This window comes from Pseudomonas sp. W2-17 (assembly GCF_041060445.1).
Classification (GTDB): domain Bacteria; phylum Pseudomonadota; class Gammaproteobacteria; order Pseudomonadales; family Pseudomonadaceae; genus Aquipseudomonas.
Map to the genome: position 1 here is coordinate 184,883 of NZ_JAUFNS010000003.1, position 26,057 is coordinate 210,939.

28 protein-coding genes are annotated in these 26,057 nt (G+C 60.3%); 4 read left to right on the top strand and 24 right to left on the bottom strand.

The features are described 5' to 3' along the window. Positions 1–549 carry a sugar ABC transporter ATPase gene (locus QWI20_RS04955; protein ID WP_369304465.1) on the bottom strand — a complete coding sequence of 183 codons (549 nt, stop codon included), beginning with the start codon at positions 547–549 and terminating at the stop codon, positions 1–3. 135 nt (positions 550–684) lie between these two features. Here QWI20_RS04955 and xseA point away from each other — a divergent pair, with 135 nt between their 5' ends. From xseA to leuA, 3 genes are all read left to right on the top strand, one after another. Then, positions 685–2,064: an exodeoxyribonuclease VII large subunit gene (gene xseA / locus QWI20_RS04960; RefSeq protein ID WP_369304466.1), complete on the top strand. Its 1,380-nt coding sequence runs from the start codon at positions 685–687 to the stop codon at positions 2,062–2,064. A 48-nt stretch (positions 2,065–2,112) separates the two neighbouring features. After that, positions 2,113–2,910: a peptidoglycan DD-metalloendopeptidase family protein gene (locus tag QWI20_RS04965; RefSeq protein ID WP_369304596.1), complete on the top strand. Its 798-nt coding sequence runs from the start codon at positions 2,113–2,115 to the stop codon at positions 2,908–2,910. A gap of 520 nt (positions 2,911–3,430) precedes the next feature. Then, positions 3,431–5,113 carry a 2-isopropylmalate synthase gene (gene leuA, locus QWI20_RS04970; RefSeq protein WP_369304467.1) on the top strand — a complete coding sequence of 561 codons (1,683 nt, stop codon included), beginning with the start codon at positions 3,431–3,433 and terminating at the stop codon, positions 5,111–5,113. Between the two features lie 81 nt (positions 5,114–5,194). Here leuA and QWI20_RS04975 read toward each other — a convergent pair whose 3' ends face one another. The 23 genes from QWI20_RS04975 to trmJ all read right to left on the bottom strand — a co-directional run bounded on the left by QWI20_RS04975 (position 5,195) and on the right by trmJ (position 24,977). Then, positions 5,195–5,602: a hypothetical protein gene (locus QWI20_RS04975; RefSeq protein WP_369304469.1), complete on the bottom strand. Its 408-nt coding sequence runs from the start codon at positions 5,600–5,602 to the stop codon at positions 5,195–5,197. 125 nt (positions 5,603–5,727) lie between these two features. After that, complete coding sequence (locus QWI20_RS04980; RefSeq protein WP_369304470.1) at positions 5,728–6,168, bottom strand: hypothetical protein; 441 nt, start codon at positions 6,166–6,168, stop codon at positions 5,728–5,730. 58 nt (positions 6,169–6,226) lie between these two features. Further along, complete coding sequence (locus QWI20_RS04985) at positions 6,227–7,018, bottom strand: amidohydrolase (RefSeq protein WP_369304471.1); 792 nt, start codon at positions 7,016–7,018, stop codon at positions 6,227–6,229. Beyond that, positions 7,006–8,154: a pyridoxal phosphate-dependent aminotransferase gene (locus QWI20_RS04990; RefSeq protein WP_369304473.1), complete on the bottom strand. Its 1,149-nt coding sequence runs from the start codon at positions 8,152–8,154 to the stop codon at positions 7,006–7,008. The genes QWI20_RS04985 and QWI20_RS04990 overlap by 13 nt, the downstream gene beginning before the upstream one ends. Before the next feature lie 119 nt (positions 8,155–8,273). Beyond that, positions 8,274–9,746, bottom strand: a complete 1,473-nt coding sequence (gene der, locus QWI20_RS04995; RefSeq protein ID WP_369304474.1) for a ribosome biogenesis GTPase Der — start codon at positions 9,744–9,746, stop codon at positions 8,274–8,276. Positions 9,747–9,895: 149 nt separating this feature from the next. Next, complete coding sequence (bamB, locus tag QWI20_RS05000; RefSeq protein WP_065990004.1) at positions 9,896–11,047, bottom strand: outer membrane protein assembly factor BamB; 1,152 nt, start codon at positions 11,045–11,047, stop codon at positions 9,896–9,898. After that, positions 11,040–11,681, bottom strand: a complete 642-nt coding sequence (locus QWI20_RS05005; protein WP_369304476.1) for a tetratricopeptide repeat protein — start codon at positions 11,679–11,681, stop codon at positions 11,040–11,042. Before QWI20_RS05005 ends, bamB begins: the two co-directional genes overlap by 8 nt. 38 nt (positions 11,682–11,719) lie before the next feature. Continuing rightward, positions 11,720–13,009 (bottom strand): histidine--tRNA ligase, encoded by a 1,290-nt coding sequence (gene hisS / locus QWI20_RS05010; RefSeq protein ID WP_369304477.1) that lies wholly within the window; start codon positions 13,007–13,009, stop codon positions 11,720–11,722. Positions 13,010–13,030: 21 nt separating this feature from the next. Beyond that, entirely contained in the window at positions 13,031–14,140 is a 1,110-nt protein-coding gene (gene ispG, locus QWI20_RS05015) for a flavodoxin-dependent (E)-4-hydroxy-3-methylbut-2-enyl-diphosphate synthase (protein ID WP_369304478.1), read from the bottom strand. A gap of 3 nt (positions 14,141–14,143) precedes the next feature. Next, positions 14,144–15,178, bottom strand: coding sequence for a RodZ domain-containing protein (locus QWI20_RS05020; protein ID WP_369304479.1), 1,035 nt, complete (start codon positions 15,176–15,178; stop codon positions 14,144–14,146). Then, complete coding sequence (gene pilW / locus QWI20_RS05025; protein WP_192170741.1) at positions 15,178–15,936, bottom strand: type IV pilus biogenesis/stability protein PilW; 759 nt, start codon at positions 15,934–15,936, stop codon at positions 15,178–15,180. The genes QWI20_RS05020 and pilW overlap by 1 nt, the downstream gene beginning before the upstream one ends. Positions 15,937–15,962: 26 nt before the next feature. After that, positions 15,963–17,111, bottom strand: coding sequence for a 23S rRNA (adenine(2503)-C(2))-methyltransferase RlmN (gene rlmN, locus QWI20_RS05030; protein ID WP_192170740.1), 1,149 nt, complete (start codon positions 17,109–17,111; stop codon positions 15,963–15,965). Positions 17,112–17,138: 27 nt separating this feature from the next. Continuing rightward, the gene (ndk, locus tag QWI20_RS05035; protein WP_007916882.1) at positions 17,139–17,564 is read right to left on the bottom strand and encodes a nucleoside-diphosphate kinase; all 426 of its coding nucleotides are present in this window, start codon (positions 17,562–17,564) and stop codon (positions 17,139–17,141) included. A 90-nt stretch (positions 17,565–17,654) separates the two neighbouring features. Further along, the gene (gene iscX / locus QWI20_RS05040; protein ID WP_369304480.1) at positions 17,655–17,855 is read right to left on the bottom strand and encodes a Fe-S cluster assembly protein IscX; all 201 of its coding nucleotides are present in this window, start codon (positions 17,853–17,855) and stop codon (positions 17,655–17,657) included. 13 nt (positions 17,856–17,868) lie between these two features. After that, positions 17,869–18,210: an ISC system 2Fe-2S type ferredoxin gene (gene fdx / locus QWI20_RS05045; RefSeq protein ID WP_065990018.1), complete on the bottom strand. Its 342-nt coding sequence runs from the start codon at positions 18,208–18,210 to the stop codon at positions 17,869–17,871. A 3-nt stretch (positions 18,211–18,213) separates the two neighbouring features. After that, positions 18,214–20,076 carry a Fe-S protein assembly chaperone HscA gene (hscA, locus tag QWI20_RS05050; protein ID WP_369304482.1) on the bottom strand — a complete coding sequence of 621 codons (1,863 nt, stop codon included), beginning with the start codon at positions 20,074–20,076 and terminating at the stop codon, positions 18,214–18,216. Between the two features lie 48 nt (positions 20,077–20,124). Then, positions 20,125–20,643: a co-chaperone HscB gene (hscB, locus tag QWI20_RS05055; protein ID WP_369304483.1), complete on the bottom strand. Its 519-nt coding sequence runs from the start codon at positions 20,641–20,643 to the stop codon at positions 20,125–20,127. Between the two features lie 8 nt (positions 20,644–20,651). Continuing rightward, positions 20,652–20,975, bottom strand: coding sequence for an iron-sulfur cluster assembly protein IscA (iscA, locus tag QWI20_RS05060; protein ID WP_065990022.1), 324 nt, complete (start codon positions 20,973–20,975; stop codon positions 20,652–20,654). Positions 20,976–21,026: 51 nt separating this feature from the next. Next, positions 21,027–21,413: a Fe-S cluster assembly scaffold IscU gene (gene iscU, locus QWI20_RS05065; protein ID WP_062383507.1), complete on the bottom strand. Its 387-nt coding sequence runs from the start codon at positions 21,411–21,413 to the stop codon at positions 21,027–21,029. 89 nt (positions 21,414–21,502) lie between these two features. Further along, positions 21,503–22,717 (bottom strand): IscS subfamily cysteine desulfurase, encoded by a 1,215-nt coding sequence (locus QWI20_RS05070; protein ID WP_172610828.1) that lies wholly within the window; start codon positions 22,715–22,717, stop codon positions 21,503–21,505. A 44-nt stretch (positions 22,718–22,761) separates the two neighbouring features. Then, positions 22,762–23,253, bottom strand: coding sequence for a Fe-S cluster assembly transcriptional regulator IscR (iscR, locus tag QWI20_RS05075; protein WP_172610826.1), 492 nt, complete (start codon positions 23,251–23,253; stop codon positions 22,762–22,764). A 168-nt stretch (positions 23,254–23,421) separates the two neighbouring features. Further along, positions 23,422–24,204 (bottom strand): serine O-acetyltransferase, encoded by a 783-nt coding sequence (cysE, locus tag QWI20_RS05080; RefSeq protein ID WP_172610818.1) that lies wholly within the window; start codon positions 24,202–24,204, stop codon positions 23,422–23,424. After that, positions 24,204–24,977 carry a tRNA (cytosine(32)/uridine(32)-2'-O)-methyltransferase TrmJ gene (gene trmJ, locus QWI20_RS05085; protein ID WP_122623401.1) on the bottom strand — a complete coding sequence of 258 codons (774 nt, stop codon included), beginning with the start codon at positions 24,975–24,977 and terminating at the stop codon, positions 24,204–24,206. Before trmJ ends, cysE begins: the two co-directional genes overlap by 1 nt. Before the next feature lie 236 nt (positions 24,978–25,213). Between trmJ and suhB the strand changes: the two genes are divergently transcribed. Beyond that, positions 25,214–26,029 (top strand): inositol-phosphate phosphatase, encoded by an 816-nt coding sequence (suhB, locus tag QWI20_RS05090; protein ID WP_074886357.1) that lies wholly within the window; start codon positions 25,214–25,216, stop codon positions 26,027–26,029. Positions 26,030–26,057 lie beyond the last annotated feature (28 nt).

Below are 26,057 nucleotides of genomic sequence, written 5' to 3' on the forward strand. Positions count from 1 at the left end.
CTACATCCTGACGTTGACATGGGACACCGGACGGTCGATGCGCTCGGCAAACGCCTCGATAAAGCTGCTTTTAAAGCCGGCATCCAGCCAGTTGTTGAAGATGAATCCCAGATTCGAGAACCCGCACGGCTCCAGAAACAGGAAGCCATTGATGTCGTCTTCATGGCGGCATTCGGGGCACATGAAGTTGTCGGTGTGCCCCGGCATCCAGTCTTCCAGGCTGTCGAACAGGGCTTCGCCGATCTCGCGCCGGCATTCAGGGCAACCGGCCTCCTCCTTGAAACCCTGCTGCGGCGTATAGATGCAGCGCTTGAGGACGATTTCCAGACCGTTGACCGGCTGACCGAACGGCAAAGCGTCAGGGTTTTCAACGAAGCGTCGCGCGCCGGGCGCGATCGCGTAAGCCATGCGATTGAAGCTGCGCCCGCAGGTGGTCAGGGATTCCTCGACAACATTCAGCTTCACCAGCCAGCGCAAGATCGCCCGCGCCTTCGCTTCGTGCGCAGGAAAGCTGGAGATTTGCGGGACGATGATGCTTTGGGTGTCCATGACGGGCCTGTCTGACGAGTAATCGGGGGCGGCAGCTTAATCGCGCTGCCGGTGACGTCAAGTACGCCCGTCGGGTCGCACGCCGTCGGCGATCTCATCTGGTGACCCGTGCCCCAATGCCTTTATGATGCCGCCATGATCAAAGACCCCTTCGCAAGACTCGGCCTTGACCGGGACGTCCTCACTGTCAGCCAGCTCAACGGCCGCGCACGCGTGCTGCTGGAGGATGTGTTCTCCAGCATCTGGGTCGAGGGCGAGATTTCCAACCTCTCGCGTCCCGCCTCAGGGCACGTTTACTTCACGCTGAAGGACTCCGGCGCCCAGGTGCGTTGCGCGTTGTTTCGCAGCAACGCGGCGCGGGTACGTCAGGCGTTGAAGGACGGCCTGGCGGTCAAGGTACGCGGCAAGGTCTCGCTGTTTGAAGGTCGCGGCGACTATCAGCTGATTCTCGACACCGTTGAGCCTGCTGGCGATGGCGCGCTGCGTCTGGCCTTCGACGCGCTGAAGGAAAAGCTCAGCGCCGAGGGGATGTTCAGCGTCGAGCGCAAGGTCGCCCTGCCGCTGCACCCCAAGCGCATCGGCATCATCAGTTCCCCGACCGGTGCGGTGATTCGCGACATCATCAGCGTGTTTCGTCGTCGCGCGCCCCAGGTTGAACTCACCCTGATCCCAACCGCCGTGCAGGGCCGCGAAGCCATCGGCCAGATTGTCCGCGCGCTCAAGCTCGCTGACGGCCGCGGCTTCGATGCATTGATCCTCGCCCGGGGCGGCGGCTCGCTGGAGGACCTCTGGTGCTTCAACGAAGAAGCCGTTGCCCGCGCCATCGACGCTTGTGTGACGCCGATCGTCAGCGCCGTCGGCCACGAAACCGACGTATCGATCAGTGACTTCGTCGCCGACGTGCGCGCGCCGACGCCCTCCGCCGCCGCTGAACTGCTGGCGCCGGATTCAAGCGATCTGCACCGTCGGGTCGACAGCCTGGAGCGCCGACTGATCAGCCGCATGCAGGACCGGTTGATGCGCGAGCAATTGCGTCTGGACGGGATTTCCCGCCGCTTGCGTCACCCCGGTGAACGGTTACGCCAGCGAGCCCAGCGCCTCGACGACCTGGACATGCGCATGCGCCGGGCCTTCGAGCAGCAGATGCACAAGCGCCAGGTGCGCATGAGCCATCTGGAAAGTCGTCTGGCCGCGCAACATCCGGGCCGCACGCTGATGTTTCTGCGTCAGCGCCTGGCAGTACTGGCCGAGCGGCTGCCCCGTGCGATCAAGGAGAACCTCAAGAGCCGTCGCTTGCAGCTGCAAAGTCAGGTGCAGACGCTCAACGTGGTCAGCCCGCTGGCGACCCTTGGCCGTGGTTACAGTATTTTGCTGGATGAACGCGGCAGGGCCATTCGCGCTGCCGAGCAGACGCATCAGGGGCAGCGCCTGACGGCAAAGCTGGCGGACGGCGAGCTGCAAGTGCGCGTCGAAGACAACCATCTGACGCCTGTCACCCTTTCACTTCTGGATTGATCAATGCCTTCTTTTCTAACCCGTTCGTTGGCAACTGCTGCATTGGTCATGTGTGCTGCCCTGCCCGCCTACGCTGACAGCTACATTTCCCGCCTGCTCAACAAACCGGTGCCGGGCGGCGTAGCGGTTATCGATCTCGGCCCTGCAGCACAAGCGCCGAAAGCAACTTGGCAGGGCAAACCCGTGCTGGTGGTCAAGGATCAGGACGCGCGCTGGCTGGCCATCGTCGGCATTCCGCTGAGCGTCACGCCAGGCACTGCGCAGCAGGTCAGCAGCGGCGGCCGCAACCTGCCTTTCGTGGTGGGCAACAAGAAGTACCCTGAACAGCGCATCACCTTGAAGAACCAGCGTCAGGTCAATCCGAACCCGGACGACCTCAAGCGCATCGAGCAGGAACTCGACGTGCAGGTCCGCGCTTACCGCACATTCAGTCCCGTGACGCCGAGCAACCTGTTGCTGGACAAGCCAGTGGACGGGCCGCTCTCCAGCAAATTCGGCGTGCGACGCTTTTTCAACGGCGAGGAGCGCAACCCTCACGCGGGCCTCGATTTCGCCGTGCCTGCGGGCACTCCCATCAAGTCGCCGGCTGCGGGTAAAGTGATTCTGATCGGCAACTACTTCTTTAACGGCAACACGGTGTTCGTCGATCACGGGCAGGGCTTCATCAGCATGTTCTGCCATATGTCGAAGATCGACGTGAAGGTCGGCGATGCCGTGCCGCGCGGTGGTGTGGTCGGGCGTGTCGGTTCGACCGGTCGCGCAACGGGGCCGCACATGCACTGGAACGTCAGCCTGAATGACGCGCGGGTAGATCCGGCGATTTTCATTAACGCGTTTCAGCCGTAGCGCTTGATCGGGGGTAATGGCGCTGTGGGGGGGGCCGCACGATCATGCGGCGAACACGTTTATGTGGGAGTGAGCTTGCTCACGAAGAGGTCGGTAGATCCGCCAGACCTCCAGGGGTTGGAACACCGTCTTCGTGAGCAAGCTCACTCCCACAGGTAACAAGTTTGCCGCTTGGCCGTGTTCAAAATCAGCGACCGCAATGTTGCGCACACCCGACTGACAGGGCAATTAAATCGCGCAGAGCCTTAGAATCCAGCAATAAAAACTGGATATCGAGTATTTACCGGTCACTTCTCTCAATTTTTCCCAACCGCTTGCCAGCTTTCACCCCATTGGTTACGTTTGGCGACATGAAAACCTCTCACACCCTCATTCTGATGCGTCAACATCGCTGCCTCTGCCTCGTCAGTGCACGACTGCAAACCTGAACGCGGTGCCTCGACGCTCGCCCGCAGTGCTACTCTCGCATCAACCGGCTGGCCGCCTTCTTTCGGCCCTGAGTACAACAAGGATTATTCACATGACCATGCTCAAAGATCCCTCGACGAAGTACCGCGCCTTTCCTGTCATCGACCTGCCTGACCGCACCTGGCCCTCCAAGACCATCACTGCGGCACCGATCTGGTGCAGTTCCGACTTGCGTGACGGTAACCAGTCGCTGATCGAGCCCATGGATGCGGTCAAAAAGCTGCGTTTCTGGAAGACCCTCGTTCAAGTAGGCGTGAAGGAAATCGAAGCCTCCTTCCCTTCCGCCTCGCAAACCGATTTCGACTTCGTGCGCACGCTCATCGAAGACGGCCACATCCCGGACGACACCACCATTCAGGTGCTGACTCAGGCCCGCGAAGACCTGATCGCGCGGACGTTCGAGTCCCTGCGTGGTGCGAAAAAAGCCATCGTCCATCTGTACAACGCCACCTGCCCGTCCTTCCGCCGCATCGTCTTCAACCAGGACAAAGCGGGCGTGAAAGCCATCGCCGTGAATGCCGCTCAGCTGTTCGTCAAATACGCCGCCCTGCAGCCAGAAACCCAATGGCAGTTCGAGTACTCGCCTGAGACGTTCAGCGCCACCGAGCTAGAGTTCGCCAAGGAAGTCTGCGACGCCGTCATCGAAGTGTGGAACGCGACGCCGCAGAACAAGGCGATCCTCAACCTGCCGGCAACCGTCGAAGTCGCGACCCCGAACATTTACGCCGACCAGATCGAATGGTTCTGCCGCAACATTTCCCGTCGTGACAGCGTGATCATTAGCTTGCACACCCACAACGACCGTGGCACCGGCGTCGCGGCGACCGAACTGGGCCTGATGGCGGGCGCGGATCGGGTTGAAGGCTGCCTGTTCGGCAACGGCGAGCGCACCGGCAACGTCGACCTCGTGACCGTCGCGCTGAACATGTACACCCAGGGCCTGAATCCGCAACTGGACTTCTCGGACATCGACGGTGTGCGCAAGGTGGTTGAGGAGTGCAACCAGATTCCGGTGCACCCGCGTCACCCGTACGTTGGCGACCTGGTGCACACCGCGTTCTCCGGCTCTCACCAGGACGCGATCCGAAAAGGCTTCACTCAACAGAAGGAAGGCACGCTGTGGGAAGTGCCTTACTTGCCAATCGACCCGGCCGACATTGGCCGCAGCTACGAGGCGGTCATCCGCGTCAACAGCCAGTCCGGCAAAGGCGGGATTACTTACCTGCTGGAACAGGAATACGGCATTTCCCTGCCGCGTCGCATGCAGATCGAGTTCAGCCAGGTGGTTCAGGGCGAGACCGATCGTCTCGGCCTGGAGATGACTGCGCAGCAGATCTACTCGCTGTTCAAGCGTGAATACCTGCAGGCCAACAAGCCGTACGCGCTCGTCAGCCACCGCTTGCAGGAAGAAAACGGCAACAGCGCCGTAGAAGTGGTCGTGACCGGTATGGGCGACAGCGAGAGCAATCTGCGCTGGAAAGGCACCGGCAATGGCGCACTCGAAGCGCTCGTCGCTGGCCTCCCGGTGTCGGCCGAGATCATGGACTACAACGAACACGCCATCGGCGCGGGCACCACGGCCAAAGCCGCTGCCTACATCGAGCTGCGTGTGGATGGTGATCGCGCGGTACACGGCGTCGGCATCGACGAGAACATCACCACGGCCAGCTTCAAGGCACTGTTCAGCGCCCTCAATCGTGGCCTGCTCCAGGCTGATGCGACGAAAGCGGCTTAACGCTTCGGGATAGAAAGCTGCGCCCGATAAAAAAGGCCCTGAAGTGCGAACTTCAGGGCCTTTTGTTTTAGCGCTGGATAATCAGGCCGTGGTGTCGACTTTGACTTTCATCAAGTTCAACAGCGACGCCTGCAGTGCGCCCAACTGAGCCATGGTCCCGGAAATCTGCTGCTGAATCGCCATGACCTGCGTGGCTTTCAGCTCATCCGGCACCTTACTGCTCTGGGCTGCGGCTAACTGGGCTTGCTGCTGCTGGAGCATTTTCTGGGTTTGCTGAATCTGCTCCTGCAACTGCTTGATCATCTCCTCCTTCATGCTCGGCGCGTCGCCTGACTCACTGGCGCCGGCCGCCTTGGTGTCGCCATACACATTGCCACGCAACTCGACGCTGGCGGTCTTGGCATCGCTCTTGGTGGAGTCGTCGGTTTTGACGGCGGCCGTGAACACGCTGGAGTAAGCACCCAACGAACTGGTGTTGATGGTGGTCATGATGAACTCCTTATGAGGTGCACTTTGTATCGGCCAGCGTACAAACATCTGAAGTCCAATTTATTGCAGACACAAGAACGCCCCACGACCGGGGTCATGGAGCGGTTTGTTTCTGAGTCAGTGAATCAGGCGGTGGTGTTGATGCTGCCGGACTTCTGCAGTTGCAAGAGGGCCGCCTGTTCCGTCGATAGACTGGCGGTCGTCGACGAGATCTGTCCCTGAATGGCCATCACCCGCGCCGACTTCTCCTCGTCGGTGCCAGAGCTGGCCTGGGCGGCAGCGAGCTGCTGTTGCTGCTCCTGCAAGCGCTTCTGGGTTTCCTTGATCTGCTCTTCCAGCTTCGCGATGGCCTGCTCGCTGGTGCTGGAAGAATCAGAGGCTCCACCTGCACCGCCAGCACCGCCAGCGCCACCTGCCGCAGTGGCAGTGGTCGATGCAGACGCCGACGTGGCATCAGTGGTGGTGGAGGCGTCGCTGTCAGCCGCCGTTGCTGTGGCGTCTTTTTTGACCGCGACGGTGAAACTGGTGGAATACGAACTCAATGAGGATGTGCTGATAGTGGTCATACCGATCTCCTGTCTGGGTACAACCGCTATCGACCACCCGTCCGTTAACTCTATGACGTTACTGTATCTCGAATGTATCAGCGTCGAGACAGGCCGGGAATTTCTCGCGGTACGCCGCCAGACTCTGCGCTGACAGGCTGACCTGGAACACGCCATCCGCCTCGCCGATGTTGAGCAGGCTCTCGCCCTGAAAATCCAGCACCTGACTGTCGCCCGTGTAAGCGAAGCCCTTGCCGTCGATTCCCACGCGATTCACCGCCGCGACATAACACAGGTTCTCGATCGCCCGCGCCGGCAGCAGACGGTTCCAATGCAGACGGCGCGCGCCCGGCCAGTTGGCGGTATAGAGCAACAGATCGGTGTTGTGCGCATCACGGCTCCACACCGGAAAACGCAGGTCGTAGCAGATCAGCGGACGAATTCGCCAGCCGTTGAGTTCGAACTGCACCTGACGCTCCCCCGGGCTGTAGTGCTCGTGCTCGCCGGCCATTCTGAACAGATGGCGCTTATCGTAATGCAGCAGCTCGCCGTCCGGTCGCGCCCACAGCAGGCGGTTGCGATGGCTGCCGTCAGCGGCGCGAATGATCACGCTGCCGGTCACCACCGCATTCAGTTGCCTGGCCTGGGCCAGTATCCACTGAGCGGTCGGGCCGTCTTCGGGCTCGGCGAGCAGTTCGGATTCCATGGAAAACCCGGTGGTGAACATCTCCGGCAGGATCACCAGATCTGCGCCCCTGGCCTGGGCCAGCAGTTCTTCAAAATGCGCATGGTTCGCCGGGGCGTCGTGCCAGACCAGCGTGGTCTGAACCAGCGCGATGTTCAGATTGGGCAGCGTGGTCAGATCGCGCATAGTTTTTCCGCTGCCAGACGCAGCGTCTCCTCGCGCTTGGGAAAGCACAGCCGGATCAGGCGCTGGCCTTCAGCCGGATTCTGATAGAAAACCGAAATGGGAATGCTCGCCACGCCGTGCTCGCGGGTCATCCACAGCGACATGTCGACGTCGTTGAGGTCCGGGCGGATCTGCGAATAATCAACGAGCTGAAAGTACGTGCCGCTGGCGCGCGTGAAGGTGAAGCGCGAGGCTTCCAGGCGATCGCAGAAATAGTCGCGTTTGGCCTGATAGAACGCCGGCAGTTCGTCGACGTGTTCAGGGTGCGCCGCCATGAAATCGGCCAAGGCCCATTGCAACGGCGTGACGCCGCAGAACGCGACGAACTGGTGGATCTTTCGTGCTTCGGCGGTCAGTGCAGGCGGCGCAACAAGGTAGCCGGTTTTCCAGCCAGTGACGTGGTAAGTCTTGCCGAACGAACTGACCACAAACGCGCGCTGATAGAGTTCGTCGTGGGCCAGGACGCTGGCGTGCTGGAGGCCATCGAACACCAGATGCTCGTAGACCTCGTCGCTGAGCAGGTAAATGTCCCGGTCACGGATCAATGCCGCCAGGCGATCCAGTTCGTCACGAGTGATCAGCGCGCCGCTGGGGTTGTGCGGCGTGTTGATGACGATCATCCGGGTGCGAGGGCTCAACGCCGCGCCGAGCTTTTCCCAGTCGATGGCGAAGTCGCCGTCTTTGAGCTGCACATGCACGGTGCGCCCGCCGGCCAGTTCCACCGACGGCGCATAACTGTCGTAGCACGGATCGAAGACGATCACTTCATCGCCGGCGCTCACAACGGTCTGAATGGCGCAGAAGATGGCGTGGGTGGCGCCGGGGGTGATGGTGATTTCGCTGTCGACGCCGACCTGACGGCCGTAGCACCGGGCAATCTTGGCCGCGACTTGCTCGCGCAATGCCGGCAGGCCGGCCATTGGCGCGTATTGATTGTTGCCGTCCATGACGCGGCGGCAAAGGGCTTCACGCAGTGCGTCAGGCCCATCGAAATCGGGAAAACCCTGAGACAGATTGATCGCCCCGGTTTCGGCGGCAAGCTGAGACATCACAGTAAAAATGGTGGTGCCAACGTTCGGCAGTTTGCTGGTGATCATGGGGGTTTTCCTGCTCCACTCCCGACACCTGAAGGGCTCGGGGACTCGCAGGATAGCCCAGATGTCGCGCACAAAAAAAGGCGCCGCTGGCGCCTTTTCCGAGAAAGACCGTTACACGATCAGCGCTTGTCGCGGCGCTTCTTGTCGGCCTTCTTGTGGTGCGACATCATCCGACGCTTCTTGTTGACCTGGCGGTCGGTCAGCGTGTTCTTGTTGCCTTCGTACGGGTTCTCGCCGCCCTTGAACTCGATGCGGATCGGCGTACCGACCAGCTTGAGCACACGGCGATAGGTGTTCTCAAGGTACCGGACGTACGACTTCGGCACTTTCTCGACCTGGTTGCCGTGGATCACGATCAACGGCGGGTTCGCGCCACCCAGGTGGGCATAACGCAGCTTGATGCGGCGGCTGCCCACCATTGGCGGTGAGTGCTCGCTGACCGCGTCTTCCAGAATCTGGGTCAGGCGGCTGGTCGGCCAACGGGTCACAGCGGATTTGAACGAGTTCTGCACCGACTGATACAGGTTACCCACACCGGTGCCATGCAGCGCCGAGATGAAGTGGATGTCGGCGAAGTCGACGAAGAACAACCGACGCTCCAGCTCGACCTTCACGTAGTCGCGCTCGCTCGGCACCATGCCATCCCACTTGTTCAGCGCGATGACCAGTGCACGACCGGACTCAAGGGCAAAGCCCAGCAGGTTGAGGTCGTGGTCGACAACGCCTTCGCGGGCGTCCATCACGAAGATCACCACGTTGGCGTCTTTGATCGCCTGCAGGGTTTTGACCACGGAGAACTTTTCGACTTCTTCGTGGATCTTGCCGCGCTTGCGCACACCAGCGGTGTCGATCAGCGTGTACTTTTCCTCGTTGCGTTCGAACGGGATGTAGATGCTGTCGCGGGTGGTGCCGGGCTCGTCGTAGACGATAACGCGGTCTTCACCGAGCATGCGATTGACCAGCGTCGACTTGCCGACGTTCGGACGACCGATGATGGCGATCTTGATGCCGTCCTTCTCGCTCGGTCCAGGAATGCGCTTGGCTTCCTGACCTTCGGCGACGACTTCCTCTTCCTCGCCTTCTTCGACTTCGTCTGCGTCTTTCGGGAAATCGCGCAGGGCGATTTCGAGCATCTGCGTGATGCCGCGTCCGTGAGCGCCGGCAACCGGAATCGCGTCACCCATGCCCAGCGGTGCAAACTCCGCGCGGGCCATGTCAGGGTCGATGTTGTCGACCTTGTTGGCAACGACGTAAGAGGTTTTGTTGCGCTTGCGCAGGTGCTCGCCAATCATCTGGTCGGCGGCAGTGAAGCCTGCTTTGGCGTCAACGAGGAACAACACGACATCGGCTTCTTCGATGGCCAGCAGCGACTGCTCGGCCATCTTTTCGTCCATGCCGTGTTCATCACCGGAGATACCGCCGGTGTCGATCAGGATGTAGGAGCGCCCTTGCCACTTGGCCTCACCGTATTGGCGATCACGGGTCAGACCGGACAAGTCGCCGACGATGGCGTCGCGAGTCCTGGTCAGGCGGTTGAACAAGGTGGACTTGCCGACGTTCGGTCGACCCACCAGGGCGATTACGGGAACCATGCGGCTCTCCACTTCGTTATTTCAGAAAATACAAAAGCCGCTGCAAGGCAGCGGCCGGAGTTCGGAGCGACACCGAAGCGTCGCAGGCCCCATTAAACCGGGGCCGCCTGGGGAAGCCGAAAAACGACCTCCTCAAGCATAGGCAGCCACTACTTGATCGTCAGGGCTTCTAGCTTGCCGCTGTTGCCGAAGACGTAAATGGTGCTGCCGGAGACCAGCGGGCGAGCACGCAAGCCGTCGCTGTCAATCTTTTCACGGGCGACGAAATGGCCATCGACCTGACTCAGCAGGTGCAGATAACCTTCCATGTCACCCACCGCGACGTAGCTGGAGAACACTTCCGGCGCGCCGAGTTGGCGACGGGCCAGCGAGTCGTTGCTCCACAGACCGGTGGAAGAGCGCTCATCGATCCCCTCTACGGTGCCGTTGGCCAGCGAGACGTAAACGCTGCCGAAGCCTTGCGCCACACCCGAATAGCTCGAGGCGTCACGCTGCCACAGCACGCGGCCGCTCTGCAGCTCCAGACCGGCTACACGGCCCTGATAGGTCGCGACATACAGCGTGTTGCCCGAAAGCAGCAGGCCACCGTCGATATCGACTACGCGATCCAGCTCGGAGCGACCTGTCGGAACGGCAACGCGCTGCTCCCAGGCCGGGACGCCGTTGTTGATATCCAGCGCCACAACCTTGCCCGTGGACAAGCCTGCGATGGCCAGCGACGAGGTCGCGATCGGCGCACCGGTGCCACGCAGCGTCAGAACAGCCGGGCTGCTTTCGTAGATCCAGCGCTGATCGCCAGTGATGGCGTCATAACCGATAACCCGGTCATCCTGAGTCTGGGCAACCACGACACTGCCGTTGGTGGCCGGAGCGGACAGCACTTCGCTGGTCGCCTTGGCTTTCCACTTCTGCTCGCCGGTGGCCTCATCGAGAACGATGACTTCGCCGCGCAACGTGCCCAGCATGACCAGACCGAAACCTACGCCGACGGCGCCGGAAACCGGTTGCTCAAGCTCTTTTTTCCAGACAACGTCGCCGTTGCTGCGATTGATCGCCATGACCAGACCGTTCGCATCGGCAGCGTAGATGTTCTCGCCGTCGATGGCCGGAACCAGCATGTTGTAGATGTCGCCCTGACCGTCACCGACGGAACGGCTCCACAACTTCTGCAGGGTCACTTCCTGTTTGAAGTCGACGAGTTCTGCCGGAGGCAGCTCTTTTTTGCTGTTGCTGCTGCAACCCGCGGCCAGAATGGCCAGAGCCAGCAATGCTGCATGTTTCCAACGAATCACGTCACGCATCCCCTTTCGCCAGATCGTCGAGCTTCATTTGCAGACCGCCAACAGCCGCTTCTTCGGAAAGCGCCGCCTTGGCCTTCTTGTATGCAGCGTAGGCATCATCGGTACGACCCAGCTGAACCAGCAGGTCACCGCGCAGCTCTTCTCGGCTGGCCGCGAAAGACTGGTCGGCCTGACCGTCGAGCAGCTTCAGCGCGTCTTCGGCCTTGTTCTGTGCAGCGAGCACGCGAGCCAGACGCTGACGGGCGATTTCACCCAGCGTCGCGTTGGCCGGCTTGTCGGTCACGGATTTGAGCTCGTTCGCAGCGTCATCCAGCTTGCCGGTGTCCACAGCCACTTTGGCCACGAACAGGCTGCCGTACTGCGCATACGCGGTGCCGCCAAAATCGCTCTTCAGCTTGCCGGCGATCTCGGCCACACGGCCTGCATCAGCCTGGCCGCTTGGTGTGAGTGCGGTTTCCAGCAACTGCTGATACAGCGCCGAAGCACCTTGCGCCTGGTTGTTCTGATAGCGCTGCCAGCCTTGCCAGCCCAACACCACGATCACCGCCAGCAGGCCGCCGGTCACCAGAGGCTTGCCGTTACGCTGCCACCAGTCCTTTACGGCAACCAGCTCATCATCATCGGTACTCGACACCCCAATACTCCTATTCGCTAAATCGGCTTTTATCTGCTTCAACCCTGCGAGATGCAGGTGGCCAGGTGCTCGGACAGAGCATCCCAGGCAATATTTTGTTGCTCGCCCTGACCACGCAGCGGCTTGACGCCCACTTCCTTGCGCGCCAGCTCTTCGTCGCCAAGGATCAGCGCGTACAACGCACCGCTCTTGTCGGCCTTCTTGAACTGGCTCTTGAAGCTGCCAGCCCCGGCATTGACTTGCAGACGCAGGTTCGGCGCCAGATCGCGCAAGCGCTCGGAGAGCGTCAGCGCTGCCAGCTCGGCGGCTTCGCCGAATGCGCAGACGTAAACGTCGACCGTACGGGCGATTTCTTCAGGGATCTGCTCAAGGGTTTCCAGCAGCAGCACCAGACGTTCGATGCCCATGGCAAAGCCCACGCCCGAGGTCGGCTTGCCGCCCATCTGCTCGACCAGACCGTCGTAACGGCCGCCCGCGCAGACAGTGCCCTGAGCGCCGAGCTGGTCAGTGACCCACTCGAATACGGTTTTGCTGTAGTAATCCAGGCCGCGAACCAGCTTCGGGTTGATCACGTACGGAATGCCCGCCGCGTCGAGACGCGACTTCAGGCCTTCGAAGTGAACCCGGGATTCGTCGTCCAGGTAATCGGCCAGCTTGGGTGCATCAACCAGCACAGCCTGGGTTTCAGGGTTTTTGGTGTCGAGCACACGCAGCGGGTTGGTCTTCAGGCGACGCTGGCTGTCTTCGTCCAGTTGCTCGTGACGCGCAGAGAGATACTCGACCAGCGCTTCACGATAGCGGCCGCGGGCTTCACTGGTGCCCAGGCTGTTGAGCTCCAGTTTGACAGCATTGCGGATGCCCAGCAGGCCCCACAGGCGCCAGGTCAGCACGATCAGCTCGGCGTCGATGTCCGGACCATCGAGGTTGAACACCTCGACGCCGATCTGGTGAAACTGACGATAACGGCCTTTCTGCGGACGCTCGTGGCGGAACATCGGGCCGATGTACCAGAGTTTCTGCACCTGACCGCCGCCGGTGATGCCGTGTTCGAGGACCGCACGCACGCAGGCCGCTGTTCCTTCAGGGCGCAGGGTCAGCGAATCGCCATTGCGGTCGGCGAAGGTGTACATCTCTTTTTCGACGATGTCGGTGACTTCGCCGATGGAGCGTTTGAACAGGTCGGTGAACTCGACGATCGGCATGCGGATCTGGCGATAACCGTAGTTATCCAGCAAACGCGATACGGTGCCTTCGAAGTAGCGCCACAGCGGCGTTTGATCCGGCAGGATGTCGTTCATGCCACGAATGGCTTGCAGAGACTTACTCACAAATATTCCTTGGAAACTGGGTTAGCCGCGCGCGATCAGCGCTGCGTCGGCCTCGACCTTTTCGGCCGCTCTCTGACGGATCAAGCGTTCAAGCTGATCCACCAGATTGTCATTTGTCAGCTTTTGCGCCGGCTTGCCATCGATGTAGATCAGGTTCGGCGTGCCTCCGGTCAGACCGACGTGGGCTTCTTTCGCCTCGCCGGGACCGTTTACCACGCAACCGATCACCGCAACGTCCAGCGGGACCAGCAAATCTTCAAGGCGCCCTTCCAGCTCGTTCATGGTCTTGACCACATCGAAGTTCTGCCGCGAGCAGCTCGGGCAGGCGATGAAGTTGATGCCACGGGAACGCAGACGCAGCGACTTGAGGATGTCGTAACCGACCTTCACTTCTTCAACCGGATCGGCAGCCAGCGAAATCCGAATGGTATCGCCGATCCCTTCGGCCAGCAGCATACCTAGGCCGACGGCCGATTTCACTGTGCCTGAGCGCAAACCGCCCGCTTCAGTGATACCCAGGTGCAACGGCTGGATGATTTGTTTGGCAAGGAGGCGATAAGCCTCGACCGCCATGAACACATCGGAGGCCTTGACGCTGACCTTGAAGTCCTGGAAATCCAGACGGTCCAGATGCTCGACGTGCCGCAGCGCGGACTCAACCAAAGCCGCCGGCGTTGGCTCGCCGTACTTCTTCTGCAGGTCTTTTTCCAGCGACCCGGCGTTGACGCCGATGCGGATCGGTATGCCGCGGTCACGGGCCGCCTCGACCACCGCGCGGACGCGGTCTTCGCGACCGATGTTGCCCGGATTGATCCGCAGGCAATCGACGCCCAGCTCGGCAACGCGCAGGGCGATTCGATAATCGAAGTGGATGTCAGCGACCAGCGGGACCTTGACCAACTGCTTGATACGGCCAAAAGCCTCGGCAGCGTCCATGTCCGGCACCGAGACGCGGACGATGTCCACGCCAGCGGCTTCCAGACGGTTGATCTGCGCCACCGTGGCCGCGACGTCATTGGTGTCGCTGTTGGTCATGCTCTGCACTGCGATCGGGGCATCGCCACCGACCGGCACCGAGCCGACCCAGATTTTACGAGATTCGCGACGTTTGATCGGAGATTCGCCGTGCATGACTTATTGCCCTAGCTTCAGGCGAGCAGTTTCGCCACTGGTGAAAGGTGCCACATCAACCGGCTGACCGTTGTAGCTCACTTGTGCGCCACGAGCGAAGCCCAGGCGCAGGGTCAGCGGTGGCTTGCCATTGACGTCGAGGCTGTCGCCTTTTTTCTTCAGACCGCTCATCAGCACCTTGCCGTTGCCGTCGGTGACCTGGGTCCAGCAATCATTCACAAACTGAACCTGCACGCGGCCAGCTCCTGCCGGTACAGGCGCGGCGTCAGCGGTTGCGCTCGGGGCGCTGTTGACGGGCGCGGTTGTCGCAGGTGTTGGCGCTACGGTCGTGACCGGCGCGGTTGGCGTCGACGCGGTATGCGCAGGCGTTACCGGAGCGGTGGTTGATGTGCTGTGGGGAACAACAGCGCCTGCAACGGTGCCCGTGCCGCTGGACGCGCTGCTGGATGAAGCAGGCGCTACAGGCGCGGACGCAGGCTCGGCGTTATTCAACGGCAGCGCGGTCTGACCTTGAGCCACAGCTTGATCTTCCGGCTCGTCGAGCGGATGGATCTGGGTGGTGCCGTCGGCGCTTTCGACTTCGACGTGCTCCATGCCCAGATTGGTCGGTTCCTTCCCGCGCAATGTGGCTTGATCCTGCCACCATACGAAGCCGCCGCCGATCAATGCGATGAGCAGCAAGAGGCTGACGATGCGCAGGATATTGTGGGAGAGACGCACCGGTTCTTCGATTCGGCCCAGCGCATGAACGCTGCTGCCCTTGCCGTCGGTGCCGGTGTACTGATCGAATGCACTGACCAATGCAGCTTGATCAAGGTCCAGCAGCTTGGCGTAGGCACGGACATAGCCGCGGGCAAACGTATGACCGGGGAGTTTGTCGAAATCGCCCGCTTCCAGATGAGTCAGGGAAGCCACGGTGAGGTTAAGCCTCAACGCCACATCTGGCAGCGACCAGCTCTTGCTCTCGCGGGCCTGTCGCAATGTTTCGCCTGGGTTCGTGCGAGTGGCTGCTACAACTTCGGGATGCGCCGCTTTCATCATTGCTCCGACAGGTATTGCTGATATTCCGGCGTACCGGGATAGAGTCTTTTTAGAAGCAAGCCGTAACTGGCTGCCTTGTTGCGATCATCAAACACCTTCGCCAGCCGCGTGCCGAGCAAGAGGCTTCGCGCATTCTGCTCGCTTAACTGGCTGAAACGCTCGTAGTAATCGCGCGCCGGCACATAATGCCTGTCTTCGTACGACAACTCAGCCATTTCCAGCAACGCGCGTGGCTGCTGACGATCCAGGCGCAGCGCTTTGTCGAAATGCTCACGGGCGGCGTCGCGATTGCCGAGCATCACAGCCGTCATGCCGAGGTTTTCGAACACCCGGGCGCGCTCGGCGTAGAGGTTATCCTCAGCGGCCTGCTCGAAGCGCTCGTAAGCTTCCTTGTAACGCTTTTGCTGGTAGAGAAAGCTGCCGTAATTGTTGAGGATTCGCGCGTCTTTGGAACGTGCCGACAACGCTTTTTCGTAATACTGGTTCGCCAGTTCCGGTTCCATCTCGGCCTGAAACACCAACGCCAGCGCGGCATTGGCGTCCGCATCGGAGCCGTTTAGCTCGAGCGCCTTTTTAAGAGGCGCCTTAGCTCGTTCCATCTGGCCTTGCTGAAGATAGCCCAACCCCAACTGCACATAAGCTTGACGAGCCTCGTCACGTCCCTTGCTGGTACTCAGCGGATCGACGTTGCCGGTGGACACACAACCGACCAGCAGCGTGGCAAAACAGAGCAGCAGCGCGACGCGCAGGGACATAGAGATCCTCTCAGTCAAATTCGCATTCAATTGCGAGCGGAAGCGACCTGCACCACGTCGGCATCGGCACTGAGCTCCCGCACGGCGATATAGCGCTCGCTGCGACGGGTGCGGTCCATGACCTGCCCGACCAACTGGCCGCAGGCAGCATCGATGTCTTCACCGCGCGTGGTCCGCACAGTGACGTTGAAGCCGGCTTGATGCAGCAGATCCTGGAAACGACGGATCGCGTTGTTGCTGGGGCGTTCATAGCCCGAATGCGGAAACGGATTGAACGGGATCAGGTTGACCTTGCAGGGCGTGTCCTTGAGCAGCTCGATCATCTCGATGGCGTGCTCAGGCTTGTCGTTGATGTCCTTGAGCAGCGTGTACTCGATGGTCAGCACACGCTTTTCGCCCAATGCAGACATGTAGTTGCGGCAGGACTCGAGGAGCATTTTCAGGGGATACTTTTTATTGATCGGCACCAGCTGGTTGCGCAGCGCGTCATTGGGCGCGTGCAGCGAAAGAGCCAGCGAGACGTCGATGTGCTTGGACAGCTCATCGATCATCGGCACCACGCCGGAGGTGGACAGCGTCACCCGGCGCTTGGAAATGCCATACCCCAGGTCATCCATCATCAGATGCATGGCGGCAACGACATTGTCGAAGTTCAGCAATGGCTCGCCCATCCCCATCATCACCACGTTGGTGATGGCACGGTCGACGGTAGCCGGGACACTGCCGAAAGATTTGTTGGCAATCCACACCTGACCGATGACTTCGGCGGCGGTGAGGTTGCTGTTGAAGCCTTGTTTTCCCGTGGAGCAGAAACTGCAATCCAGCGCACAACCCGCCTGGGACGAGACACACAGGGTGCCGCGCTTGCCTTGCGGAATGTAAACGGTCTCGACGCAGCTGCCGGACTCGACACGGACGACCCATTTACGGGTGCCGTCGGTGGAGATGTCCTCGCTGACGACTTCAGGACCCCGAATTTCGGCACGGCTCTGCAGCTTTTCGCGCAGAGCCTTGCCGACGTTCGTCATGGCGTCGAAGTTATCGACGCCAAAGTGGTGAATCCACTTCATGACCTGACCGGCGCGGAAGCGTTTCTCCCCGATAGACTCGAAGAATTTTTCCATTTCCAGCCGGGTCAGACCCAACAGGTTGATTTTGCCAGTTGATTCAGTCATGGATTCACCCTCACTCGCAGCAATAGCTTAGCGAGTGGTTACCTCGGTAGCAGCGAAGAAGTACGAGATTTCACGAGCAGCAGCGGCTTCGGAGTCGGAGCCGTGAACAGCGTTGGCGTCGATGGAATCAGCGAAGTCAGCACGGATAGTGCCGGCAGCTGCTTCTTTAGGGTTGGTAGCGCCCATCAGTTCGCGGTTCAGAGCGATAGCGTTTTCGCCTTCCAGAACCTGCACGACCACCGGGCCGGAGATCATGAATGCAACCAGATCACCGAAGAAACCACGAGCGCTGTGCTCAGCGTAGAAACCTTCTGCTTCGGCTTTGGACAGTTGCTTCAGTTTCGAAGCGACAACGCGCAGACCGGCTTTTTCGAAACGGGTGGTGATCTCGCCGATGACGTTTTTGGCAACAGCATCAGGCTTGATGATCGAGAAAGTACGTTGAACAGCCATGGTGTAACTCCAGAAGCAGTGATTATTGCGAAAAATTAAACCCGCGAATTATACGCGGGTTTGATGTTATTGCCTAACGTGCAAATTTGATCAGTCGATTTCGTCGGCCCAGCGCGCCTGGACTGCCTCGAGGACTTTCTCGCCGACGCGGCCAGAGGTGTCGTCAAAATCCGGCAGTTGCTTGATCATCAGTTGCAGCTTGGTAAACCCTACCGAATACGGGTTAACGCCAGGATGAACCTCGGCGAGTTCTTCAGCGATGCGTTGTACGTCATTCCAACCGTAACTCATGACAGCTTCTCGATCAGTGCGGCGCTTCGGCAGCGTGGTTAAGCGAATATTTCGGGATCTCGACAGTCAGGTCTTCCGTACCGACCTTGGCTTGGCACGCCAGGCGGGACTGCGCTTCCAGACCCCATGCACGATCAAGATAGTCCTCTTCCAGCTCGTCCGCTTCTTCGAGGGAGTTGAAGCCCGCACGAATGATGCAGTGACAGGTAGTGCAGGCGCAGACGCCGCCGCATGCGCTTTCGATCTCGATGTGGTGATCGTGGGCGAGTTCCAGAATCGACTTGCCGACTTCAGCCTCGACAACCATCCCGTCCGGGCAATGCTCGGCGTGTGGCAGAAATGTGACCTGCGGCATCAGTTATTCCTCAATCTCATTCAGGTTGCGCCCTGACAGTGCGGCTTTCACCGTCGAGTCAAGGCGGCGGGCGGCGAACGCATCAGTCACCTGCGACAGACGCTTGGTCTGCAGCTCGATGGCCGGGCCGTCATCGCCCTTCATCAATTCACGAAGTTCTTCCATCTGCAGGTCGATGACCATGCGCTCTTCGGCATCGAGCAAGCGCTCGCCATCGGCCTGCAACGCGCCTTCGACGGCTTCGAGCAAACGCTGGGCGTCGACCTGCTGTTCACGCAGCGCGCGAGCCACCATGTCATCACTGGCGTACTGGAACGAATCCTTGAGCATGCGGGTGATTTCACCATCAGTCAGGCCATACGAAGGCTTGACCTGAATGCTCGACTCAACGCCCGAAGCCAGCTCGCGGGCGGACACGCTGAGCAGGCCATCGGCGTCGACCTGGAAGGTCACGCGAATTTTGGCGGCGCCGGCGACCATCGCGGGAATGCCACGCAGGTCGAAGCGTGCCAGAGAACGGCAGTCGCTGATCAGTTCACGCTCGCCTTGCAGTACGTGGATCATCATGGCCGACTGGCCGTCTTTGTAAGTGGTGAATTCCTGGGCGCGGGCCACCGGGATCGTGGTGTTGCGCGGAATGACCTTCTCCATCAGGCCGCCCATGGTCTCCAGCCCCAGGGACAACGGGATCACGTCGAGCAGCAACAACTCGCCGCCATCGCGCTTGTTGCCTGCCAGCGTATCGGCCTGGATCGCAGCACCGATGGCGACTACCTGATCCGGGTCGATCTCGGTCAACGGCTGACGACCGAACAGCTCTGCCACCGCCTCGCGAACACGCGGTACACGGGTGGAACCGCCCACCATGACCACGGCTTCGACTTCATCCAGCTCGATGCCGCAATCACGAACGGCACGACGGCACGCTTTGAGGCTGCGGGCGATCATCGGCTCGATAAGGGCATCGAATGCGGCGCGGGTGAGTACACCCTGCCAGTCGCCATGGACGACTTCGACCGAATCGGCGTCGGTCAGGGATTCTTTCGCCGCGCACGCCGTCTGCATCAGACGGCGCTGGGCAGCCGGATCGAGATCATCGGACAGACCGGCTTCAGCAATGATCCATGTCGCGATGGCGTGGTCGAAATCATCACCGCCCAGCGCGCTGTCGCCGCCGGTGGCCATGACTTCAAACACGCCCCCAGTCAGGCGCAGGATCGAGATGTCAAATGTGCCGCCGCCCAGGTCGTAAATGGCGACCACGCCTTCAGCGTTCTGATCCAGGCCATACGCCACGGCAGCCGCAGTGGGCTCGTTAAGCAGGCGCAGGACGGTCAGACCCGCCAGCTTGGCGGCGTCTTTGGTGGCCTGACGCTGGGCGTCATCGAAATAAGCAGGAACAGTGATAACCGCGCCAACCAGCTCGCCACCCAAGGTTTCTTCAGCGCGCTGACGCAGCACCTTGAGGATGTCGGCCGACACTTCAACCGGGCTCTTCGGGCCCTGCACCGTCTCAATGAACGGCATGTGGGACTCGCCACCGGTGAAGCGGTAGGGCAGCTGCCCACCCAAATGCTTCACATCGGAGATCCCGCGACCCATGAGGCGCTTGACGGAAATGATGGTGTTCAGCGGATCGGTCGCCGCAGCGTCCTTGGCCGACTGGCCCACTTCTACGCGCTCGGCGTGATAGCGAACGGCAGACGGCAGGATGACCTGGCCGCTTGCGTCGGGGAGCGGCTCACTGATGCCGCTGCGCAAGGCAGCCACCAGCGAATTGGTGGTGCCGAGGTCAATCCCGACAGCCAGGCGACGCTGATGAGGTTTTGGAGCTTGGCCGGGTTCGGCGATCTGCAGTAGAGCCATTGCTTTTCTGATATCACTGGCGTGCCGCCCCAGAAGGACGGCGCGGGGTTAATCGTCGAGGCGCTCTTCGAGCTGGCGCACTTCGTAGGAGAGCTTGTCGAGGAACTGCATGCGACGCATCAGCTTTTCAGCCTGGTCACGCTGTGCAGCATCGTCCCAACAGGCCGCGAAGCTTTCGTTCAGTTCTTCCTGGGCAACCTTGAGCCGGCGCTTGAATACCGCGACGCCTGCCAGATCCGCTTCGTCCTGGAGATCTTCGAGCTCTTCGCGCCACTGCATCTGCTGCATCAGAAACTCGGGATCCTGCACGGTGACTTCCAGCGGAACTTCGCCCTTCAGCGCCAGCAGGTAGCGCGCCCTTTTGGGCGCATTCTTCAGCGTTTGGTAGGCGTCGTTCAGACTGGCAGAGCGCTCCAGCGCAACCCGTTGCTCAGCCTCGGGGGCGTCGGCAAAACGGTCGGGGTGCACGCTCCGGGCAAGCTCACGGTAGCGCGTCGCCAGCAGCTCGAGATCCAGATTGAAGCCCGGCTGCAGGTCGAATAAAGCAAAGTGACAAGGAGTACCCACAATAAGCCTCAGACGTTGAAGCTTTCGCCGCAGCCACATTCACCGCGCGAGTTGGGATTGTTGAACTTGAAGCCTTCGTTCAACCCTTCCTTGACGAAATCGAGCTCGGTGCCGTCGAGATAGACCAGGCTCTTGGGATCGATGATCACCTTGACGCCGTGGTACTCGAACACCGTGTCTTCGCTTTCCGGCTCATCGACAAACTCGAGCACGTAGGCAAGGCCTGAACAACCGGTCGTGCGAACGCCCAGACGAATGCCGTCACCCTTGCCACGCCCATCGAGGGAGCGGCGTACATGGTTGGCGGCCGCTTCGGTCATGCTGATAGCCATCGGAACTCCTTACCTCACGCAAGTTACTTAACGCAGCGGAACAGACTCTGCTTAGAGCAGGCCTTTCTTCTGCTTGTAGTCGCGAACGGCCGCCTTGATGGCGTCTTCGGCGAGAACGGAGCAGTGGATTTTCACTGGCGGCAGCGCCAGTTCTTCAGCCAGCTGAGTGTTCTTGATGGTCTCTGCTTCATCCAGAGTCTTGCCCTTCATCCATTCGGTGGCCAGGGAGCTCGACGCGATGGCAGAGCCGCAGCCGTAGGTCTTGAACTTGGCGTCTTCGATGATGCCTTGCTCGTTGACCTTGATCTGCAGACGCATGACGTCGCCGCATGCCGGCGCGCCGACCATGCCGGTGCCGACATCAGGGTCTTCCGCGTTCATCTTGCCGACGTTGCGGGGATTTTCGTAGTGGTCGATGACCTTTTCGCTGTAAGCCATGGTGCAATCCTCATCAGATACAACACGTCGCTCTCACGACACTTGGAAAACCCGGTTTTCAAAGTGCCGCATGAAATGGCGACTTTGAATTAGTGCGCCGCCCACTCGATCTTGGAGATGTCGACGCCGTCTTTGAACATGTCCCACAGCGGCGACAAGGCGCGCAGCTTGGTGACAGCCTCACAGACTTTCTGCGCGGCGTAGTCGATCTCTTCTTCAGTGGTGAAGCGACCGAAAGTGAAACGGATCGAGCTGTGTGCCAGCTCATCGTTACGACCCAGGGCGCGCAGCACGTACGAAGGTTCGAGCGAAGCCGAGGTGCATGCGGAGCCGGACGATACCGCCAGATCCTTGAGCGCCATGATCAGCGACTCGCCTTCCACATAGTTGAAGCTCAGGTTGAGATTGTGCGGCACGCGGGCAGTCATGCTGCCGTTGACGTACAACTCTTCCAGATGCGCAACCTGCTGATAGAAGCGATCGCTCAAGGCTTTGATGCGAACGTTCTCGGCGGCCATGTCTTCCTTGGCAACGCGGAACGCTTCGCCCATGCCGACGATCTGGTGGGTCGCCAGCGTGCCGGAACGCATGCCACGTTCGTGACCGCCACCGTGCATTTCGGCTTCGATGCGGACACGTGGCTTACGGCTGACCCACAGTGCGCCAATGCCTTTAGGGCCGTAGGTCTTGTGGGCCGAGAACGACATCAGATCAACTTTGAGGTTGGCCAGGTCAATTTCAACCTTGCCGGTGGCCTGCGCTGCGTCGACGTGAAAGAGAACACCGCGGGAACGGGTCATCTCGCCAATCGCTGCGATGTCGTTGACCGTACCGATCTCGTTGTTGACGTGCATGATCGAGACCAGAACGGTGTCGTCGCGCAGGACAGCTTCGATCATGGCTGGAGTGATCAGGCCATCTTCGGTCGGCTCGAGGTAGGTGACTTCAAAGCCCTCACGCTCAAGCTGACGCATGGTGTCGAGCACGGCTTTGTGTTCGATTTTGCTGGTGATCAGGTGCTTGCCTTTGGAGGCATAGAAATGCGCAGCACCCTTGATCGCGAGGTTGTTGGACTCGGTGGCACCGGAAGTCCAGACGATTTCGCGCGGGTCGGCGTTGACCAGATCGGCGACCTGACGACGCGCGTTCTCTACCGCCTCTTCAGCCTTCCAGCCAAAGACGTGGGAGCGCGACGCCGGGTTACCGAAGTTGCCATCCACGAGCAAGCAGTCGCTCATTTTCTGCGCAACACGCGGATCGACCGGGGTGGTTGCGGAATAATCGAGGTAAATCGGCAATCTCATTGAATATCTCCTATCGGGCAGGCGCGCCGCGCGTTCATCTGCGTTCACTCAACGGCGGATGTTTCAATCTTGTCCAGTGGCTGCGTCTTGCTACCGCAACGGCGCAGATCCTGACGTTGGGCGACTTCTTGCACTTCACGGCGAGTGACGAGGTCGGCCAGGCTGATACCGCTTAGAAATTCGTGAATCTGCTGACTGAGGTCGCACCACAAGTGGTGGGTCAGACAGGTGTCGCCAGCATGGCAATCACCGAGCCCCTGGCAGCGCGTCGCATCAACCGATTCGTTGACTGCGTCGATCACCTGCGCTACCTGAATGCCCTGCATGTCGCGGGACAACTGATAACCGCCGCCGGGACCGCGTACGCTGGAAACAAGGTTGCCGCGGCGCAGCTTGGCGAACAGTTGCTCGAGGTAGGAAAGGGAAATCCCTTGCCGCTCGGAGATATCGGCCAGGGACACTGGCCCATGCTGCGCATGCAATGCCAGATCGAGCATGGCAGTGACAGCGTATCGGCCTTTTGTAGTCAGTCGCATGGCGTGTACCGCGGAGGTTCGGAATGAGGGCGAGTATGCTATTCCCGAGTATTTAAGTCAACTATAAGACCTAGTGGAACAGTCGGGATTACCCGCAAAATCGCGGCCGCATCATAGCAAAACGCGGCGGGGATTGGCACATGTGCCGTCTGCAGCCGCGCTGCTGCTTCATTTCCGGGGAGCATCAGCCTGGCAAGGCTCTTTCATGCAGTCGAAGACTTCCTGACGCAACTCCGGCAATTCCTTCTCGCGATATTCGCCGCCCAGGCTCTTCAATGCCTTGCCCATGTCTTCCACACGAACGTCCATCGCTTGCAGGTGATCGAGCAATTGCCCGATCGCGCGCGCCACTGGATCGGGCATGTCCTCGCTGACGCCGTAAGCATCGAAGCCGAGCTTTTCGGCGATCGCCTTGCGCTTGGCTTCGGCCTCATCGTCAGACTTGACGATGATTCGTCCGGGAATGCCCACCACAGTCGCACCCGCCGGCACGGGCTTGGTCACCACCGCGTTGGAACCGACCTTCGCCCCGGCACCCACCGTGAATGGCCCGAGTACCTTCGCACCCGCACCCACCACGACACCGGACTCCAGAGTGGGATGGCGTTTGCCTTTGTTCCAGCTGGTACCACCCAGCGTTACGCCCTGATAAAGGGTCACGTCATCGCCGATCTCGGCGGTCTCGCCGATGACGATGCCCATACCGTGATCGATGAAAAAGCGCCGGCCGACTTTAGCGCCGGGATGGATTTCGATGCCGGTCAGCCAGCGACCGAAGTTGGAAACCATGCGCGCTGGCCACTTCAGATCGTTGCGCCACAGCCAGCCGGACAGCCGATGCAGCCAGATCGCGTGCATGCCGGGGTAGCAGGTCAACACTTCGAAAGCGTTACGAGCTGCCGGATCACGATGAAACACGCTTTGGATGTCTTCCCGCAGACGCTCGAACATCACTGATCCTTCCGTTTATAGGGTTCGCCGTTGGCCGCTTTCTGGGTCTCGGTGAGGATACCGCGCAAGATGCTCATCTCGGATCGATTGACCGCCGAGCGCCCGTATAGACGACGCAGCCGGGCCATCAGATGACGCGGCTTCTCGGGATCAAGGAAGCCAATGGTGACCAGCGTGGACTGAAGATGCTCATAGAATTTTTCCATCTCATCCATGGTCGCCAGCTCGGTACTGCGCACCGAGTTGACCTCGAACTTCTCCACCTTGCTCGCCTGACCATCCGCCGCGAGCCAGGCCATGCGTGTTTCGTAACTCAACACCTGCACGGCGGCAGCCAGATTCAACGAGCTGAATTCCGGGTCCGAAGGAATGTGTACGTGATAATGGCAGCGCTGCAGCTCTTCATTGGTCAGGCCGGCGTATTCACGGCCGAACACCAGTGCGATCTCTTCGCCCAGCGCGGCATGTTCGACGGTCTTGACGCCCGCTTCGCGAGGGTCGAGCAGCGGCCAGGGAATACGGCGATCCCGGGCGCTGGTACCCAGTACCAGATTGCAACCTACCAATGCATCTTCCAGCGTCGCCACGACCTGCGCGCCTTCCAGAATGTCGCCCGCGCCAGACGCCCGTGCATCGGCTTCATGGTGGGGAAACATGGCAGGATCAACCAGCACCAGACGCGAAAGGCCCATGTTTTTCATGGCACGCGCGGCGCCGCCGATATTTCCGGGATGACTGGTACCGACCAGGACGACACGAATATTTTGCAGCACTGGTGAAGTCTCGCTAGCAGGTAAAAGAGGGGGACGAATGTTACAGAAGCGCTTGCTTCAACGCCACGAACCTTGCGCCTCACGCACTGGATGCGCCACTAAAAGGTGACAGGGCACTGCTGACCTGCGCACACCAAGCCGACCGGACGCGCGGCAAAGTCTGCACTCGCGCTGGAAATCATCCAAGAGAACCCATAGAATGGCCGGCTCTCTTTAACGACCTAGGTGATCCATCCATGCAGCCCATGCTGAATATCGCGCTGCGCGCCGCCCGCAGCGCCAGCGAATTGATTTTCCGCTCCATCGAGCGCCTGGATACCATCAAGGTCGACGAAAAAGACGCGAAAGATTACGTAACCGAAATCGATCGCGCCGCCGAGCAGAGCATCATCACTGCCCTGCGCAAGGCGTATCCCACCCACGGCATCCTTGGCGAAGAAAGCGGCCTGCATGAAGGCAGCGGCGAAGGCACCGACTATCTCTGGATCATCGACCCTCTCGATGGCACCACCAACTTCGTGCGTGGCGTTCCTCACTTCGCCGTGAGCATCGCGTGCAAATACCGCGGTCGCCTGGAACACGCCGTTGTTCTGGACCCGGTCCGTCAGGAAGAATTCACCGCCAGCCGTGGTCGTGGCGCTGCCCTCAACGGCCGCCGTCTGCGTGTCAGCCCGCGCAAAAGCCTTGAAGGCGCACTGCTCGGCACAGGTTTTCCGTTCCGCGAAAACCAGCTCGATAACCTCGACAACTACATGAACATGTTCCGTTCGCTGGTGGGCCAGACTGCCGGTATCCGTCGCGCTGGCGCTGCGAGCCTGGACCTGGCTTACGTGGCTGCAGGCCGTTTCGATGCGTTCTGGGAATCGGGCCTGTCAGAGTGGGACATGGCCGCAGGCGCCCTGCTCATTCAGGAAGCAGGCGGCCTGGTCAGCGATTTCAACGGCGGTCACGACTTCCTTGAAAAAGGCCACATCGTTGCCGGCAACACCAAATGCTTCAAAGCGGTGCTGACCTCGATCGCTCCGTTCGTACCCGCTTCGCTGAAGCGTTAATCCGAGCGAGCTGTACAAAAACCGGCCA